Below are 17,184 nucleotides of genomic sequence, written 5' to 3'. Positions count from 1 at the left end.
TACGGTCGGGTACTAATTGAACAACCAGCTTGACTGGTCGATTCATCACAGATTTCATGCCCTCTTGTGGGGTGTGTATGAGGTGTTTCGGCGGCCATAGCGAGAGGGAAACGCCCGGTCACATTCCGAACCCGGAAGCTAAGACTCTCAGCGCCGATGGTACTGCAGGGGGGACCCTGTGGGAGAGTAGGACACCGCCGGACTTAACTTGAGAATGATCGGGGAGGCCCGTCGCACATCGTGCGACGGGCCTTTCTGCGTTAACACGGCGTGCGCCTGCAGGCGCGCCCTCGAGAGCGAACGCGCACGCACGCACGCACGCACGTACGCACGCACGCAGGGCTCTCCATGCCGGGCTGCATCCACGGCGTTCTGCGGACGCGGCCATCGCATCCACCAGCAGCTCTGGGGTGGTGGTCGGGCCTCATGCCCGCGTCGTGCCGCACGGACCGTGTCGTCGGGGCAGTTCGAAGGAGCCATCGGCGCCGCCACCGGCGGCACACGCACCCTGCGTGCAGGAGGACCCGGGTCTCGGGCGGCCGGGGATGAGGTGCCGTGACATGAGCGTGCGCGCGCCCCGCTCGTGGCTTGAGCCGCGATGCGCTCCACGGGCGGATCCGCCGGCTGTGCACGATCGGATGGTGCAGTGGTGCACCGGCATTCCCGGGCTCCCGACGGATGGGCGCCGGGCTCCCGACGGCCGAGCCGTGCGAGGAGACGCACGTCATAGGGAATCCGTGCATTCCTGGCTCCGCCTTGTCAGCCCCTTCACATCGCCGTGGGGAGCCCTCGCGTTATCGTCGTGGCTCGTGACCGATCCCCGTGAGAACGACAACAGCCACGTCCAGCCCCACGATCCCGACGCCACCACGTCACGACCCGGTGACGCAGCAGCGGCCACCGCCGCGCCGGCGAGCGTCCGCGGAGACGCCGCCGGCCGCCGCGCGCCCGCCACATCCGTGGGCACCCCGCTCGGGCGGGCTCTCTCGGGTGCCCTGGTCGCCGCCGCGGTCTCGGCCGTGCTCGGCCTGCTCTTCAGCGTGCTCACCCTCTTCAGCGCCAACCAGCCCGGCGCCGCGGTCCTCGTGACGCTGCTCGACTACTGGAGCATCCACGCCCTCGTCGCGTTCGTGCTCCTTGCGGCCCTCGCGGGCGTGGGCATGTACCGACGGGTGTGGAGCTCCATCGTCGGATCCGTCGCGGCAGGCATCCTGGGTGCGCTCGTGGGCAGCCTCATCGGGGCGCTCGGACAGGGCGCCACGCTCACGGGCGACATCGTCGGCCCGCTGCTCGAGACGCTGCTGGGGCTGAACCTCATGTTCGTCATCGGGGTCTCCCTCGCGTCCATCCTGCTGGGACGGCGCCTGTGGCAGCGGCTGGTGCGGGAGGACGCCGCGACGACACGCGAGCGCGTCGCCCTCGTGCGCATCCCCTCCTCCCGTCTCGCCGACGGGGAGCTCACGCACCGCGATCGAGAGCCCGTCGACGCCGAGCTCGCCGACCAGCAGTGGGAGCGCTACGTCCTCGCGCTCGAGGAGCACGGGTGGTCGACCCGGGAGGTCCCGCCCGCCGACGACCACGCGGACTCCGTCTTCGTGGAGGACGCGGTCGTCGTGCTCGGCGGCACCGCCGTGGTGCTCACCTCCGGTGCGGAGTCCCGTCGTGGCGAGCGGACCGGAGTCGAGGAGGCGTTGGCCGACATGCGCCTCGAGGTCGTCTCCATCGACCTGCCCGCGACCGTCGACGGCGGTGACGTCCTGGAGGTGGGCCGCACCCTCTACGTCGGTGCCAGCGGACGGACCAACGCCGCCGGGATCCGGCGGCTGCGCGAGATCGCCCGGCCCCTCGGCTACGAGGTCGTCGCCGTCCCCGTCCGGAGCACCCTCCACCTCAAGTCGCAGGTGACGGCGCTGCCGGACGGCACGGTCATCGGGTTCGAGCCGCTCGTGGACGAGCCGCGGCTGTTCCCGTCGTTCCTGGCGGTCCCCGAGGCGGAGGGCACCGCCGTCGTCGCCCTCGACGACGACACGCTCCTCGTGTCCGCGTCCGCTCCGCGCACCGCGGACCTGCTGCGCGGGCTCGGCTACGACGTCGTCGCCGTCGACGTCAGCGAGTTCGAGAAGCTCGAGGGCTGCGTGACCTGCCTGTCGGTGCGCATCGGCTGACCTCCTCGCCCTGCACGGACCGAGAGCCCGGCCCGCGTCCTCGGATGCGGGCCGGGCTCTTGTGCTCGCACCTCGGGGGTCCCTATCCTGGAAGGCTGCCTGGGGCGGCCACCCACGTGGCCCCTCGATGCGGCCCACGTGAATCGCATACGCAGCCAGGGAGGGTGTCATGACCACGACATCGACGACAGACGCACGCACGACCTCGATCCGGATCGGCGTGCGGGCCGCGCGCATCGTGCGCTCGTCCCGCGCCCGCTAGAGCGGGACCGTCCGGCGAACTGCGCCGAGCCCGGCTCGTCGAAGGCGATCTCGAGTTCGCAGGCATCCCCACGCTTCGGTCGTCTCGGCCGTAACGCACGGGCGGCGGGCCGCAGGACATCCGGGTCGTCGTCCCGTCCCGGATCACGGCAGCCCCCCCGCCGCAGCGGCTCCTCCGCGATCCCGCCCGTCCCTCCGCCCCCGTCCCCACCCCGATCCTCCGCCGCGCGCCCCCACGCCCGCGGCCGCCGAGCACGTCCGGTCGCGCATCGACCGGTCCCACCGAAGGAATGACACGTGTCCACCTCCCCGTCCGCATCGCCCGAACCGGCGCCGTCCGAGCGGCACGGCCCCCGGCCCGGCACCATCGCGGTGCTCATGCGCCTGCTGCCGTTCGCCCGGCCCGCCATGCCCAGCATCATCGCGGGCATGGTCGTCGCGCTCGTCGGCTCGCTGCTCGCGCTCGTGATCCCGCAGGTCCTCCGCGGCCTCGTCGACGGACCGCTGGGTGACGGCGACTCCGCCGCCGTCGTGCCCGCGGTGCTCCTCATCCTCGGGCTCGGGATCCTCGAAGCCGCGATGATCGCCCTCCGCCGCTGGTTCGTGCTGAAGCCCGGCACGCTCATGGAGGCGGACATGCGGAACTCGTTCTACCGGAAGCTCCAGCGGCTGCCGGTCGCGTTCCACGACCGCTGGCAGAGCGGCCAGCTGCTGTCGCGCATGGTGAGCGACCTCAACCTCATCCGCCGCTGGATGGCGTTCGGGCTGGTCCTGTTCGTCGTGAACATCCTCACGATCCTCGTCGGCATCGGCTTCCTCGTGTCCATCGACTGGCGGCTCGGCCTCGGCTTCCTCGTCTGCTCGATCCCGCTGTGGGTGTACGGCTACCTCTTCGAGCAGAAGTACTCGTCCGTCGCGCGCCTCAGCCAGGACCAGTCCGGCGACCTCGCGACCAGCGTCGAGCAGTCGGTGCACGGGATCCGCGTGCTCAAGGCGTTCGGTCGCGGCAAGCACATGCACGACGCGTTCGCCGAGCAGGCGGAGGAGCTGCGGGGTACCGAGATCAAGAAGGCGAAGGCCATCGCCGGGATCTGGCTGTGGCTGCTGCTCGTGCCCGACCTGACCTTCGCGCTCGCGCTCCTCGGCGGCGTGCTGCTCGCGTCCGCCGGCGAGATCTCGGTGGGCGACCTCGTGGCGTTCTTCGCCACCGCGGCGGTGCTGCGCTGGCCGATCGAGTCGGTGGGCTTCCTGCTGTCCATGACCTTCGACGCGCGCACGGCCATCGACCGCTACTTCGAGGTCATGGACGAGGAGGACGACATCACCGACCCCGCGACGCCCGTGCGCATCGCGGAGCCCCGCGGCCACCTCGTGTTCCGGGGCGCGCACTTCCGCTACCAGGACGCGGTCGCGGGTCAGCCCGACCTCATCGACGGCGTGGACCTCGACCTGCGGCCGGGGGAGACCATGGCGCTCGTCGGCGTCACCGGCTGCGGCAAGTCCACGCTCACGGCGCTGACCACGCGGCTCTACGACGTGACCGGCGGCAGCATCGAGCTCGATGGCGTGGACATCCGCGACCTGCGGCTCGACGAGCTGCGCAGCAGGATCGCCATGGCGTTCGAGGACGCGACGCTCTTCTCCTCGAGCGTCCGCGACAACGTGCTGCTCGGTCGGCCGGACCTCGCCGACGGCGGACCCGAGGCGGAGCGCGTGCTGCAGGAGGCGCTCGACATCGCCCAGGCCGGCTTCGTGCGCGACCTCCCCGACGGCGTCGACACGACGGTGGGCGAGGAGGGGCTCAGCCTCTCCGGCGGCCAGCGCCAGCGGCTCGCGCTCGCGCGCGCGGTGGCCGCGGCGCCCGACGTGCTCGTCCTCGACGACCCGCTGTCCGCGCTCGACGTCGACACGGAGGCGCTCGTGGAGGCGGCGCTGCGCCGCGTGCTCGCCTCCACCACCGCGCTCATCGTGGCGCACCGCCCCTCGACCGTGATGCTCGCGGACCGGGTGGCGCTCATGCAGGACGGCCGCATCACCGCGGTCGGCCGGCACTCCGACCTGCTCGCCACCAGCGAGCACTACCGGTTCGTCATCTCGAGCCTGGACGTGGAAGGGAACACCGTGCGCGAGGAGGCCTCAGCATGAGCGTCACCGGGGTCACCGGCGAGGAGAGGGACGACTTCTCCCGCGCCGAGAGCAGGCAGATCCGCCGTCGGTCGACGCGGCTGCTGGTCAGCACCATCCAGCCGGTCAAGCGGACGCTGATCCTCACCGGCGCGACGATCCTCGTGGCCACGGCCGCGAACGTCGCCGGGCCCGCGCTCATCGGCGTCGGCCTCGACCGCGCGCTGCCGTCGCTGCTCGACACGGGGGATCCCACGCTGCTCGCGCTCGTCATCGGGGCCTACGTCCTGGTCGCGGTCACGGGCGCCGTGCTCGTCGCGAAGTACCAGGTGATGTCGGCGCGCATCGCGCAGGAGATCCTCATCGACCTCCGCAAGCGCATGTTCCTGCACACGCAGAAGCTGAGCCTGGAGTTCCACGAGACGTACACGTCCGGCCGGATCATCTCCCGCCAGACGAGCGACCTCGACTCCATCCGGGAGCTGCTCAACGGCGGCATCAACCAGCTCGTGCAGGGCGCGCTCTACATGGCGTTCACCGCCATCGCGCTGTTCTCCTTCGACTGGGTGTCGGGCCTCGTGCTGCTCGCCGCGCTCGTGCCGCTGTTCTTCCTGAGCCTCTGGTTCGCCGTGAAGTCGCAGGCGCTGTTCCGGCAGACGCGCGTGAAGTCGGCGCGGCTCATCGTGCACTTCGTCGAGACGATGACGGGCATCCGCGCGGTGAAGGCGTTCCGCAAGGAGAGGCGCAACGCCGAGGAGTTCTCCGAGCACGTCGAGGGGTACCGCGACACCAACATGCGCGTGATCCAGGTCTTCGGCGTCTTCGACCCCGGCCTCATCCTCATCGGAAACGTGACCGTCGCCGTGGTGCTCCTGGTCGGCGGCCTGCGCGTCGCGGACGGGCAGCTGGGCATCGGCGCGCTGCTCGCGGTCGTGCTCTACACGCGCCAGTTCTTCGGACCGGCGCAGGACATGGCCATGTTCTACAACAGCTACCAGTCGGCCTCGGCCGCGCTCGAGAAGATCTCGGGCGTGCTCGAGGAGGAGCTGAGCGTGCCGGACCCCGTGCAGCCGGTCGACCTGTGGGAGTCCACGGGCCACGTGTCCTTCGAGGGCGTCGAGTTCGGCTACGGGAAGGGCAGGACGATCCTGCCGCGGTTCGACCTCGACCTCCCGGCCGGGCAGACCATCGCGCTCGTCGGATCCACCGGCGCGGGCAAGACGACGCTCGCCAAGCTCATCTCGCGGTTCTACGACCCCTCCGAGGGCCGCGTGGCGCTCGACGGGGTCGACCTCCGCGACCTGCACCCGAAGGACCTCCGCCGCGCCATCGTGATGGTGACGCAGGAGGCGTACCTGTTCTCCGGATCCGTCGCCGACAACATCGCGATCGGCAAGCCCGACGCGACCAGGCGGCAGATCCGGGAGGCGGCCGAGGCGGTGGGGGCGCACACCTTCATCGAGTCCCTGCCGGACGGGTACGACACCGACGTGAACAAGCGCGGCGGCCGCGTGTCGGCGGGCCAGCGCCAGCTGATCTCGTTCGCGCGCGCGTTCCTCGCGGATCCGGCGGTGCTCATCCTCGACGAGGCCACGAGCTCGCTCGACATCCCGAGCGAGCGCCTCGTGCAGCAGGGGCTCACGACGCTGCTCGCCGACCGGACGGCGATCATCATCGCCCACCGCCTCTCGACGGTCGCCATCGCCGACCGCGTGCTCGTCATGGAGCAGGGCCGGGTGGTCGAGGACGGCACGCCCGAGGCGCTGATCCAGGGCACCGGCCGCTTCTCGCAGCTGCACGCGGCCTGGCGGGAGTCGCTGGTCTGACGACGACGGGGCCCGGACGTCCGCGCGACGGCGCGGCGTCCGGGCCCCGTCGCGTCCGCGCGGCGTCAGAGGTCGAGCGCGGGCGATCCCTGCGGCAGCCAGGCGCGCACGGCGTCGCCCTCGGCCGCGGCGAGCCAGCGGTCGCCGCACGACATGGACGCGGCGGGCGAGGGATCCGGCCACCACGTGTCCTGCACGGCGGGCGGCGGGACGTCGGCCGGCGCGGCGTCGCAGCCCAGCCGGTCCGCGGGCGTGGGGGAGCGGAACTCCAGGATCGCGCCGTCGCCGCGCAGCGAGGTCTTGATGCGGATGCCGGTCGCGTCCGCGGGGATCCACGCGGGGATCCGGCCGTCCGCCTCCGCCGCGGTCTCGTAGACGCGCGCGTCGGCGGGCGTGGTCATGCGGCCCACGGCGCCCGCCGCGCCGCAGCCGCCGAGGGCGAGCACGAGCGCTCCCGCGAGGGGCACCGCGGCGAGTCGGGAGGCGGGCCGTCGGGCCGACCGGGGCCCGCGAGCGGTCACGAGGGCGGCGGGCGGGACGGGGACGGCGGGGCGGACGGACGCGCGACGGGGCATGCCCCCAGTCCAGCCGAGCGGCGCCCCGGGCGCATCGGCCGCGAGGCCCCGCGCATGGTCCTGCAGCATGATCCGCGTCCGGCCGGACGGAGGACCCCGCGCGGCATCGAGCGGCTGGCCTGCCGGTCGGGCGGCGGTCAGCCGATCAGGGGAACCAGCGGGCCGCCTCGAGGTCGACGCGGTACCCGGCGTCCGTCGGCGCGTCGAGGAGCGGCGTGCCCTCGGACTCGTAGCGCGGCCGGGCCTCGTCGGCAAGGCCAGTGGGCGGATGGCCGCCCGCGCGGAGCACCCGCCACCAGGGCAGGCCGGCGCCGTGGTAGCGGAGCACCATGCCGACGGCCCGTGCGCCGCGGCGGCCGAAGACGGCCGCGACGTCGCCGTAGGTCATGACGCGGCCGGACGGGATCTCGGCCACGACCTCGAGCACGCGGTCGGTGAACTCGCCCGGCGTCGCGAAGACGGCCACGCGTCAGAGCGCCAGAGCGCCGATGGCCTCGCCGTACTGGGTCTCGCCGATGACCTCGAAGCCGACGTGGGTGAAGAACTCCTCGGGCCCGTCCTCGCCGGGCTCCCACACGACGGTGAGGCGGTCGAACCCGCGCGAGCGCGCCTCGTCCGCGAGCGAGAGCACCGCGAAGCGGCCGACGCCGTGGCCCTGCGCGTCGGCGTCGACGTTGATGCGCCAGATGCAGCTGCGGAAGATCTCCTCGTGGGCCTCGGGGTCGAAGTTGCCCATGATGAAGCCGACGACCTCCTCGTCCTCGATGACGACGCGCGGCCAGGCGGTGGTGGGGTTCACGTAGGCCTCGGCGATGGAGTGCGAGACGGGGGCCACGTAGTTCTCCTGCCCCGGCTTGAGCGTCAACGTGTTCGCCGCCACGATCGTCCGGGCGCTCAGCTCTTCGAGTCTCATGTCGCTCATGGGCACAGGGTATCGGGCGGGCGTGTCCCGGGCCAGGGACCGGCGGAGCGTCCGCGGGCTCGGGCGCACGGCCGATCGGACGGCGGCGGGATGAGGACGCGCGCGATCTCTCGATGTCGAGAGACCGGGCCCGGCGGGTAGGCTGGCCCACGGATCCACCGGCGACGAGCCGGACCCGGGGCGCGCCGACGGAGACGCGCTCACGGCGGGCACCGACGAGCATGAGGAGGACTTCGTGGAGAAGATCAAGGTAGAGGGGACCGTCGTCGAGCTCGACGGCGACGAGATGACGCGCATCATCTGGCAGTCGATCAAGGACACGCTCATCCACCCATACCTCGACATCGACCTCGAGTACTACGACCTGGGCATCGAGAAGCGCGACGAGACCGACGACCAGATCACGATCGACGCGGCCGAGGCCATCAAGAAGCACGGCGTCGGCGTCAAGTGCGCCACGATCACGCCCGACGAGGCGCGCGTCGAGGAGTTCGGCCTGAAGAAGATGTGGCGCTCGCCGAACGGCACCATCCGCAACATCCTGGGCGGCACGATCTTCCGCGAGCCCATCATCATCAGCAACATCCCGCGCCTCGTGCCCGGCTGGAACAAGCCGATCATCGTCGGCCGCCACGCGTTCGGCGACCAGTACCGCGCCACCGACTTCCGCTTCGAGGGCGAGGGCACGCTCACGATGACCTTCACGCCGAAGGACGGCTCCGAGCCGCAGCAGTTCGAGGTGTTCCAGAGCCCCGGATCCGGCGTCGCGATGGGCATGTACAACCTCGACGACTCGATCCGCGACTTCGCGCGCGCCTCGCTCTCCTACGGCCTCGCCCGCAACTACCCGGTGTACCTCTCCACCAAGAACACGATCCTCAAGGCCTACGACGGCCGCTTCAAGGACCTGTTCGAGGAGGTCTTCCAGGCCGAGTACGCGGACCAGTTCGCGGCCGCCGGCCTCACCTACGAGCACCGCCTCATCGACGACATGGTCGCCGCGTCGCTCAAGTGGGAGGGCGGCTACGTCTGGGCCTGCAAGAACTACGACGGCGACGTCCAGTCCGACACCGTCGCGCAGGGCTTCGGCTCGCTGGGCCTCATGACCAGCGTGCTCACCACGCCCGACGGCAAGGTCGTCGAGGCGGAGGCCGCGCACGGCACGGTCACGCGCCACTACCGCCAGCACCAGCAGGGCAAGCCCACGTCGACGAACCCCATCGCGTCGATCTACGCGTGGACCCGCGGCCTCGCGCACCGCGCCAAGCTCGACGGCAACGACGCCCTCAAGGAGTTCGCGGACACCCTCGAGGACGTCGTCATCACGACGGTCGAGTCCGGCAAGATGACGAAGGACCTCGCGCTCCTCGTCGGCCCGGACCAGCCGTACCAGACGACCGAGGAGTTCCTCGCGTCGCTCGCGGACAACCTGCAGGCGCGCCTGGCCTGATCCCGCAGGCGTCGTCCGCGACGCCGCCGCACGCCGAGAGGCCCCGCCCCCGACACGGGGGCGGGGCCTCTCGCATGCCCGGGTGCGCATCGCGTGTGCAGAGGGCCGACGCGGGCTGTGGACTCCTCCCTACGGTTCTCCCCATCGCGTCGACGACGCGAGTCCGCGACGGCGGCGACCGCCGTGCAGCGCACGTGGTGCACCGCGGATCCGCACGCCGGCCCGCCGGTGACAGGAGGGAACGACCATGCCCATCCATCGAGACCCGCTCCCGCCCGGCAGGAGGCGCGTGCTGCACGCGGCTCGGCCCCTCGCCGCGTGCGCCCTGGCGTTCGCGCTCGTCGCCGCCGGCACGACGACCGCCACGGCGGACGACGCGCCGACCGCGTCCGTGCCCGTCCGCGCCGAGGACGGCAGCTACCTCGTGACCCTGCGGGACCAGCCCGCCGCGGCCTACGACGGCACCCTCGACGGGCTCGCGCGCACGGAGGCCGATCCGGGCGCCCGACTCGACGCGCAGTCGGACGCCGTGCAGCGCTACTCCGAGCACCTCACGGACCTCCAGGACTCCGCGGCCACCGCGGTGGGCGTCACCCCGACCGACCGGTACTCGCTCACGGTCGACGGGTTCTCGGCGAAGCTCACGGCGGCCCAGGTCCAGGCGCTCGCGCACGACAGCCGCGTGCTGAGCGTCGAGCCCGACAGGATCCTGCATCCCACGTCCACGCCGGACTCCCGCTTCCTCGGTCTCGAGGCCGAGAACGGCCTGTGGTCGAAGGTGGGCGGCGTCGGGGAGGCGGGCAAGGGCACGGTGATCGGCGTCCTCGACACCGGCATCGCCCCGGACAACCCCTCCTTCGCGGGCACGCCCCTCGGGTCGACGCCCGGGGCGGAGCCGTACCGCGACGGATCCCGCATCGACTTCCGCAAGGGCGACGGCAGCGTCTTCCACGGGACGTGCCAGACGGGCGACGGGTTCACCGCCGACGACTGCTCCACCAAGATCGTCGGCGCCCGGGCGTTCGAGGCCGGCTGGGCCGCGGGCGGCAGCCCGATCGGGCCGCAGGAGAAGGTCTCCCCGCTCGACACCGCCGGGCACGGGAGCCACACCACGAGCACGGCCGCGGGTGACGCGGGCGTGACGGCGACCACGGGCGCCGTCCAGGAGACCATCGCCGGCATCGCCCCCGCGGCGAAGATCGCGGCGTACAAGGTGTGCTGGAGCGGGCCCGACCCGGAGAAGGAGACCGACGACGGCTGCGCCACGTCGGACATCGTCGCCGGGATCGAGCAGGCCACGGCGGACGGCGTCGACGTGATCAACATGTCGCTCGGCGGTGCGGGCAAGCCGGAGGACACGTACGACCGGGCCCTGCTCGGCGCCGCGAACGCCGGCGTCTTCGTCGCGGCGTCGGCGGGCAACAGCGGCCCCGACGCCGGGACGGTCTCCAACTCCGAGCCGTGGATCACCACCGTCGCCGCCAGCAGCGTGCCGGGCAACTACTCCGGGACGGTCACGCTGGGCAGTGGGGCGAGCTACAGCGGCGCCTCCGTCACCGTGGGGTCCCCGGTGACGGGGCCCCTCGTGCGGTCGGCGGACTCCGGGCTGAAGGGCGCCGCGTCCCCCGAGCTGTGCGGCGACGGCACGCTGGACCCGGCCAAGGTGCGCGGCCGCATCGTGCTGTGCGACCGGGGCGTGGTCGCCCGCGTCGACAAGAGCGCGGAGGTGGAGCGCGCGGGCGGCATCGGCATGGTGCTCAGCAACGTCACGTCCGACTCCGAGGACCTCGACCTCCACAGCGTCCCCACGGTGCACCTCGACGCCGACTCGCACGCCGCGATCGACGCGTACGCGGCGAAGGCCGGTGCCACGGCCACCCTGACGAAGGGGAACACGACGGGCGTCGAGCGGCCCGCGCCCCAGGTCGCGGGATTCAGCTCCCGCGGCCCCTCCGAGGCGGTCGACGGCGGTGACACCATCAAGCCGGACGTCACGGCCCCGGGCGTGGGCATCCTGGCCGCGATCAGCGACGACGGCGGCAAGCCCGCATTCGCCGCGTACTCGGGCACGTCCATGTCCTCGCCGCACATCGCGGGATTCGGGCTCCTCTACCTCGGCGTCCACCCGAAGGCCTCGCCGGCGGAGGTCAAGTCGGCGATCATGACGACCGCGACCGACACGGTCGGCGCGGACGGCAAGACCGTCACCGATCCCTTCGCCCAGGGAGCGGGGCAGATCGCCCCGGACCGGTTCCTGCAGCCCGGCCTCTTCTACCCGAGCGGCGCGAAGGACTGGGCCGCCTACGCCGCGGCCACGGGGCTCGCGCTGCCGCACCCGGTGGCGCCGATCGCCCCGTCCCAGCTGAACCTGCCGAGCATCGGCGTGGGGAAGCTCCTGGGATCCACGACCGTCACGCGCACCGTGACGTCGCTGACCGCGGGCACCTGGACGGCATCCGTCCAGGGGGTGTCCCAGGCGGACGTGAAGGTCACGCCCGCGCGGCTGACGTTCACGGCTCCGGGCCAGACGAAGTCCTTCCAGGTGCGCATCACCGCGAAGCGCGGGGCGCCGTCCGACACGTGGTCGACCGGCTCGCTCACCTGGAGCGGATCCGCCGGCACCGTCCGCAGCCCCATCGCGGTGCGGCCGACCGCGGTCTCCGCCCCGGCGACGGTCGACGTCACCGGCACGAGCGGGAAGGTCGACGTGTCCGTCGACGCAGGCATCACGGGCAAGATCCCGCTGACGACCGCCGGGCTCGCGCGCGGCCAGCTGCTGGGCGACGGGAAGACCGGTCACACGGGCACCGTCAGCACCACCGAGGGCGACGAGAACAAGATCACGGTGAAGGCGGGCGAGAAGGCGCTCGTCCTCGACGCGGTACCGGTCGACGGGGCCTCCGATCTCGTGATGCAGCTGGAGAAGGCGGGCACGACCGACGACGACCGCACGCTGGTCGCCCTGCAGGACACGGCCTCGCTGTCCGAGCGCATCGTCGTGCCGGCGCCCGAGGCTGGCGACTACATCGTCTCCGTGGGGGCATCGAAGCTCGCGGGCTCGGCGACGAGCGTCGACTACGACCTCACGCGGTACGACGTGCAGGGCACGGGCGGGGAGGGATCCTTCCAGGTCTCGCCGGCCCAGCTCCCCGTCACCGCGGGGAAGAAGGCCACCTACACGGCCTCGTGGTCGGGTCTCGCCGCGGGGACGTCGTACGTGGGGCTCGTGAGCTACGGCGGGACCACCGCCACCACCCTCGTGGGCGTCACGACGCCCGCCGCGTCGGCCGCGCCCGCCGCGGCGACGGCTCCCGCCATCACCGGCACGCCGGACGTCGGCCAGACGCTCACGGCGTCGACGGGGGAGTGGACGCCGCAGGGCGTCACGCTCGCGACGCAGTGGCTGTCGAACGGCACACCGATAGCGGGGGCGACGGGATCCGCGTTCCGCGTGACCCCGGCGGTCGCGGGGGCGGCGCTCGCCGTGCGGGTGACGGCCACCGCGTCCGACGGGCGGACGGGCGTCGCCACGAGCCCGACCGTCACCGCGCGAGACGTGGCGACGGTGCACCTGCAGGTGACGCGACCGCGGGGTACGGCGAGCGGGACCGTGCACGTGCAGGTGTCGGTGACGTCGGCCGCGGCGCAGGCGGCGACCGGGGTGGTGCGGGTGAGCGTGGACGGCGAGGCGCATGACGTGCCCCTCGACGGATCCGGCGCGGGCGGCGCCGACATCACGGGCGTCGCACCGGGGACCCGCACGGTGCAGGCCTCCTACGCGGGCGATCACCTCGTCAGCGGGGGCACGAGCCGCGCGCAGAGGATCCTCGTGCGCTGATCATCGCGAGGTGACGACGGAGGGCGGGTGCCGGTGGCACCCGCCCTCCGTCGTGCGCGCGGCAGATGCCCATGCACGGGACGGCGCGGAAGAGGCTGAAAGACAGCCTGGTGGTAGGTGGTGGAGCTGGACGCCGGGCAGCGAGCAACCGCGCGCGGATGCCCGGCAGCGCGGCGATCGCAGCCGGTCTGGAAGTGTTACACGGCGGTAACACGGAGCCTTTCTCAGGGCGAATACCCGGGGTATGTTGAGGTTTCGTGCGCGTCGCAAGGGGCGCGTTCGGACCACTGATCCCCATCTGAAGGACGTGTTCGTGATCCCACGCTTCCCTCGGCTCCACCCGGAGTCGGACCGCGCATCCTCGCTGCGCCGGGCGACGGCCTCCGTCGCCGCCACCGCCCTCGTCGCCGCCGGCCTCGTCTCGTTCGGAGCGGGGGGCGCGCTCGCCGCCCCCGCGCCGAGCATCGCGACGCCGTCGTCCGAGCTGGAGGACGGCCGCTACATCGTGACCCTCGCCGACGAGGCCGCCGCGACCTACCAGGGCGGCGTCTCCGGGCTCGCCGCCACCGAGGCCCGCTCGGGCACGCAGCTCGACGCGGGATCCGCCCCCGTCGCCGAGTACACGGACTACCTGGAGGAGCAGCAGCGCGACGTCGCCGCCAGCGTCGGCGCCGACATCGACTACTCCTACTCCCTGACGGTCAACGGGTTCTCCGCCGACCTCACCGCCGAGCAGGCCGCCGAGCTCTCCAGCGACCGGAAGGTCCTGAGCGTCGAGCCCGACCGCATCTACCACCCCACCTCCACCCCCGCGGCCGACTTCCTCGGCCTCACCGGCGCCGACGGCGTCTGGGCGAGGACGGGCGGCCAGGAGAACGCGGGCGAGGGCGCCGTCATCGGCGTCATCGACACGGGCATCGCGCCCGAGAACCCGTCCTTCGCGGGCGAGCCGCTCGGCACCGCCGCGGGGGACGCGCCCTACCTCGACGGATCCACGATCCGCTTCGACAAGGGCGACGGCACGCAGTTCGCCGGCGTCTGCCAGACCGGCGAGCAGTTCACCGCGGCCGACTGCAGCACCAAGATCGTCGGCGCGCGCTACTTCGTGGACGGCTTCGGCAAGAAGAACATCGGCACCGCCGCGACGGGCGAGTACGTCTCCCCGCGCGACGGCGACGGCCACGGGTCGCACACCGGATCCACCGCGGCGGGCAACGCCGGCGTGGAGGCCACCGTCGACGGCAACCCGCTCGGCGAGATCTCGGGCGTCGCGCCCGCGTCGAAGATCGCCGCGTACAAGGTCTGCTGGTCGGGCCCCGACAACTCCTCGCAGGACGACGACGGCTGCGCCGGCGCGGACCTCGTCGCCGCCATCGAGCAGGCGACGGAGGACGGCGTCGACGTCATCAACTACTCCATCGGCGGCGGATCCGCGCAGACCACGTTCTCCGCGACCGACAAGGCGTTCCTCGGCGCGGCCAGCGCGGGCATCTTCGTCTCCGCCTCCGCGGGCAACTCCGGCCCCGGCGCCTCCACCCTCGACAACGCGTCGCCGTGGATCACCACGGTCGCCGCGAGCACCGTCGCGGGCAACTTCGAGGCCACGGCCCAGCTCGGCGACGGGCAGCAGTTCGCGGGCTCGTCGATCACCGTGACCGAGCCCGTCTCGGGCGCCTTCGTGACCGCGGCCTCCGTCGCCGCGGCGGGTGCGACCACGCCGGCCCTGTGCGGACCCGGAACCCTCGACCCGGCGAAGACGGCCGGGAAGATCGTCCTGTGCGAGCGCGGCGTCGTCGATCGCGTCGCCAAGTCGGCCGAGGTCGAGCGCGCGGGCGGCATCGGCATGGTGCTCGTGAACCCGACGCCCAACTCGATCGACGCCGACACGCACGCCGTGCCGACCGTCCACCTCGACGCCGACGTCTACGCCGCGGTCTCCGCGTACGCGGCCACGCCCGGCGCCACCGTCACCCTGGTGCCGGACAACACGACGGGCGTCTCCGCCCCGACCCCCCAGGTCGCCGGTTTCAGCTCGCGCGGCCCGGTCCTCGCGGACGGCAGCGACATCCTGAAGCCGGACGTCACGGCGCCCGGCGTCTCGATCATCGCGGCGACGAACAACGCGGAGGGCGCCGAGCCGACCTTCGCGCTCCTGTCGGGCACGTCGATGGCGGCCCCGCACGTGGCCGGCCTCGCGCTGCTCTACCTGGGCGAGCGCCCGAACGCGCCCGTCTCGGAGATCAAGTCCGCGCTCATGACGACCGCGTACGACACGAAGGACGCGGACGGCGACCCGGTCACGGATCCGTTCGCCCAGGGCGCCGGCCACGTCGACGCGCGCCGCTACCTCGACGCCGGCCTGCTGTACCTCAACGGCTACGACGACTGGGTCGCCTACCTCGCGGCCACCGGCTACGCGACGGGCGTCGACCCGGTCGACCCCTCGGAGCTCAACCTGGCGAGCATCGCGATCGGCGCCCTCACCGGCTCCGAGACCGTGACGCGCGAGGTCACCTCCACGCGCGCCGGCACCTACACGGCGAGCATCCAGGGCCTCGAGGGCGTCACGGCCGACGTGACCCCGAAGACGCTGGAGTTCACCGAGGCGGGCCAGACGAAGTCGTTCGAGGTCGCGTTCACGCGCACCACGGCGCCCGTCGACGCGTACGCCACCGGATCGCTCACCTGGACGAGCGGCGCCACCACGGTGCGCAGCCCGATCGCGGTGAACCCGGTCTCCATCGCCGCGCCCGACGAGGTGCAGGGGAAGGGGATCACCGGATCCGTCGACGTCACCGTGACGCCCGGCACCACCGGCCCGATCGCGCTCGCCGCGGAGGGCCTGGCGGCCGGCCGCGTCTACGCGAACCCGGCCGACGCGTCCTCGCCGATCTCCGGCACGGGCCCCGCGAAGGCGGAGTTCGAGTACGAGACGACCGTCCCGGCGGGCCAGCTCGCCACCCGGATCGACCTCGACTCGGCGGATGACGAGGCGGACCTCGACCTCTCGGTGTTCCGCCTCGAGGGCGGGAAGCCGGTCGAGGAGTTCTCCTCGGCGACCGAGTCGGCCGACGAGTCCGTGACCATCGAGACGCCGAAGGCGGGCGACTACGTCGTCGTCGTGTCGGTCTTCTCGATCCCGGCGGGCCAGACCACGCAGGACTTCACGGTCACGCAGTTCGACCTCTCCGAGTCGACGGACGAGGGCGCCTTCACGGTGTCCCCGAACCCGCTCGACGCGGTGCAGAGCCGACCGGTCACCTACACGGCCTCGTGGAGCGGGCTCGCCCCCGAGACCGCGTACCTCGGCCGCGTCGCCTACGCGGGAACCGACGCGTCGACGTACGTGCGCATCGAGTCCGGCGCGATCCCGGCCCCGGTCGCGACCGCGCCGCCCGTGATCACGGGCACGCCCGTCGCCGGCCAGACGCTCACGGCGTCGACCGGCACGTGGGACCAGGAGGGCCTCGCGTTCTCGTACCGATGGTTCGCGGACGGCAAGCCGATCGCCGGCCAGACGCGCGCGACCTACCGGGTCTCGCCGTCGGTGTCGGGCAAGGAGATCACGGTCGTCGTCACCGCGAAGCCCGCGACGGGGCCCTCGGGCACCGCGACCAGCGAGCCCGTCGTGATCAAGCTGGCCAGCACCGTGACGGTGAGCGTCAAGCCGCCCGTGCTGACCAGCGCGCAGAAGGCCGTCGTCACGGTCAAGGTCGACAGCCGCGCGAAGGCGGCGCCCACCGGCATCGTCACCGTCAAGGTCGGCTCGGACTCGTTCGAGGTCGCACTCGACGCGTCCGGCACCGGCCGCGTCGAGCTGCCGGCGTACACGAAGGGCCGTTACGCGGTGACCGCGGAGTACGCGGGCGACGACGCGAACGCGGCGAAGACCAGCGCGCCGAAGTACCTCTACGTGAGCCGCTGATCCGGCTGACGTAGGACCACCGCTCGAGGGGCGGGCGCCGGGAGGCGCCCGCCCCTCTCGCATGCCCGGGGCGGTGCCCGCCGACGACGCGGTGCGCG

General features: G+C 72.6%; 9 protein-coding genes and 1 rRNA gene. 7 read left to right on the top strand and 3 right to left on the bottom strand.

Translation table 11 applies throughout. The features are described 5' to 3' along the window. Positions 1–86 precede the first annotated feature (86 nt). From rrf to H9X71_RS12650, 4 genes are all read left to right on the top strand, one after another. Positions 87–203, top strand: a 5S ribosomal RNA gene (gene rrf / locus H9X71_RS12665). Positions 204–809: 606 nt separating this feature from the next. Beyond that, positions 810–2,165, top strand: coding sequence for a dimethylargininase (gene ddaH, locus H9X71_RS15045; RefSeq protein ID WP_280527972.1), 1,356 nt, complete (start codon positions 810–812; stop codon positions 2,163–2,165). A 558-nt stretch (positions 2,166–2,723) separates the two neighbouring features. After that, entirely contained in the window at positions 2,724–4,571 is a 1,848-nt protein-coding gene (locus tag H9X71_RS12655) for an ABC transporter ATP-binding protein (RefSeq protein WP_191147413.1), read from the top strand. After that, a complete protein-coding gene (locus tag H9X71_RS12650; RefSeq protein ID WP_191147412.1) occupies positions 4,568–6,376 on the top strand; it encodes an ABC transporter ATP-binding protein in 1,809 nt (602 codons plus the stop codon). Before H9X71_RS12655 ends, H9X71_RS12650 begins: the two co-directional genes overlap by 4 nt. A 65-nt stretch (positions 6,377–6,441) precedes the next feature. Here the strand turns inward: H9X71_RS12650 and H9X71_RS12645 are convergent, their stop codons facing one another. The 3 genes from H9X71_RS12645 to H9X71_RS12635 all read right to left on the bottom strand — a co-directional run bounded on the left by H9X71_RS12645 (position 6,442) and on the right by H9X71_RS12635 (position 7,873). Continuing rightward, on the bottom strand, positions 6,442–6,951 hold the full coding sequence (locus H9X71_RS12645) for a hypothetical protein (RefSeq protein WP_244961621.1): 510 nt from the start codon (positions 6,949–6,951) through the stop codon (positions 6,442–6,444). Between the two features lie 145 nt (positions 6,952–7,096). After that, positions 7,097–7,417: an MGMT family protein gene (locus H9X71_RS12640; protein ID WP_191147410.1), complete on the bottom strand. Its 321-nt coding sequence runs from the start codon at positions 7,415–7,417 to the stop codon at positions 7,097–7,099. Positions 7,418–7,420: 3 nt separating this feature from the next. After that, complete coding sequence (locus tag H9X71_RS12635) at positions 7,421–7,873, bottom strand: GNAT family N-acetyltransferase (protein ID WP_053775213.1); 453 nt, start codon at positions 7,871–7,873, stop codon at positions 7,421–7,423. Between the two features lie 235 nt (positions 7,874–8,108). Here H9X71_RS12635 and H9X71_RS12630 point away from each other — a divergent pair, with 235 nt between their 5' ends. From H9X71_RS12630 to H9X71_RS12620, 3 genes are all read left to right on the top strand, one after another. Then, positions 8,109–9,323, top strand: a complete 1,215-nt coding sequence (locus H9X71_RS12630; protein WP_191147409.1) for an NADP-dependent isocitrate dehydrogenase — start codon at positions 8,109–8,111, stop codon at positions 9,321–9,323. Positions 9,324–9,570: 247 nt separating this feature from the next. Further along, positions 9,571–13,161, top strand: a complete 3,591-nt coding sequence (locus H9X71_RS12625; protein ID WP_191147408.1) for a S8 family serine peptidase — start codon at positions 9,571–9,573, stop codon at positions 13,159–13,161. 307 nt (positions 13,162–13,468) lie between these two features. Then, positions 13,469–17,086, top strand: coding sequence for a S8 family serine peptidase (locus tag H9X71_RS12620; protein ID WP_425321402.1), 3,618 nt, complete (start codon positions 13,469–13,471; stop codon positions 17,084–17,086). Positions 17,087–17,184 lie beyond the last annotated feature (98 nt).

Origin of the sequence: Clavibacter zhangzhiyongii (genome assembly GCF_014775655.1) — a bacterium.
GTDB classification, from domain to species: Bacteria; Actinomycetota; Actinomycetes; order Actinomycetales; family Microbacteriaceae; genus Clavibacter; species Clavibacter zhangzhiyongii.
The sequence above is the reverse complement of the archived record's forward strand: the minus strand, read 5'-3'. Positions and strand labels throughout refer to the sequence as shown.

Coding starts and splice junctions, on each gene's coding strand:
- H9X71_RS12645 (WP_244961621.1), bottom strand. CDS start 6,951: ATGCCCCGTCGCGCGTCCGTCCGCCCCGCCGTCCCCGTCCCGCCCGCC.
- H9X71_RS12650 (WP_191147412.1), top strand. CDS start 4,568: ATGAGCGTCACCGGGGTCACCGGCGAGGAGAGGGACGACTTCTCCCGC.
- H9X71_RS12625 (WP_191147408.1), top strand. CDS start 9,571: ATGCCCATCCATCGAGACCCGCTCCCGCCCGGCAGGAGGCGCGTGCTG.
- H9X71_RS12635 (WP_053775213.1), bottom strand. CDS start 7,873: ATGAGCGACATGAGACTCGAAGAGCTGAGCGCCCGGACGATCGTGGCG.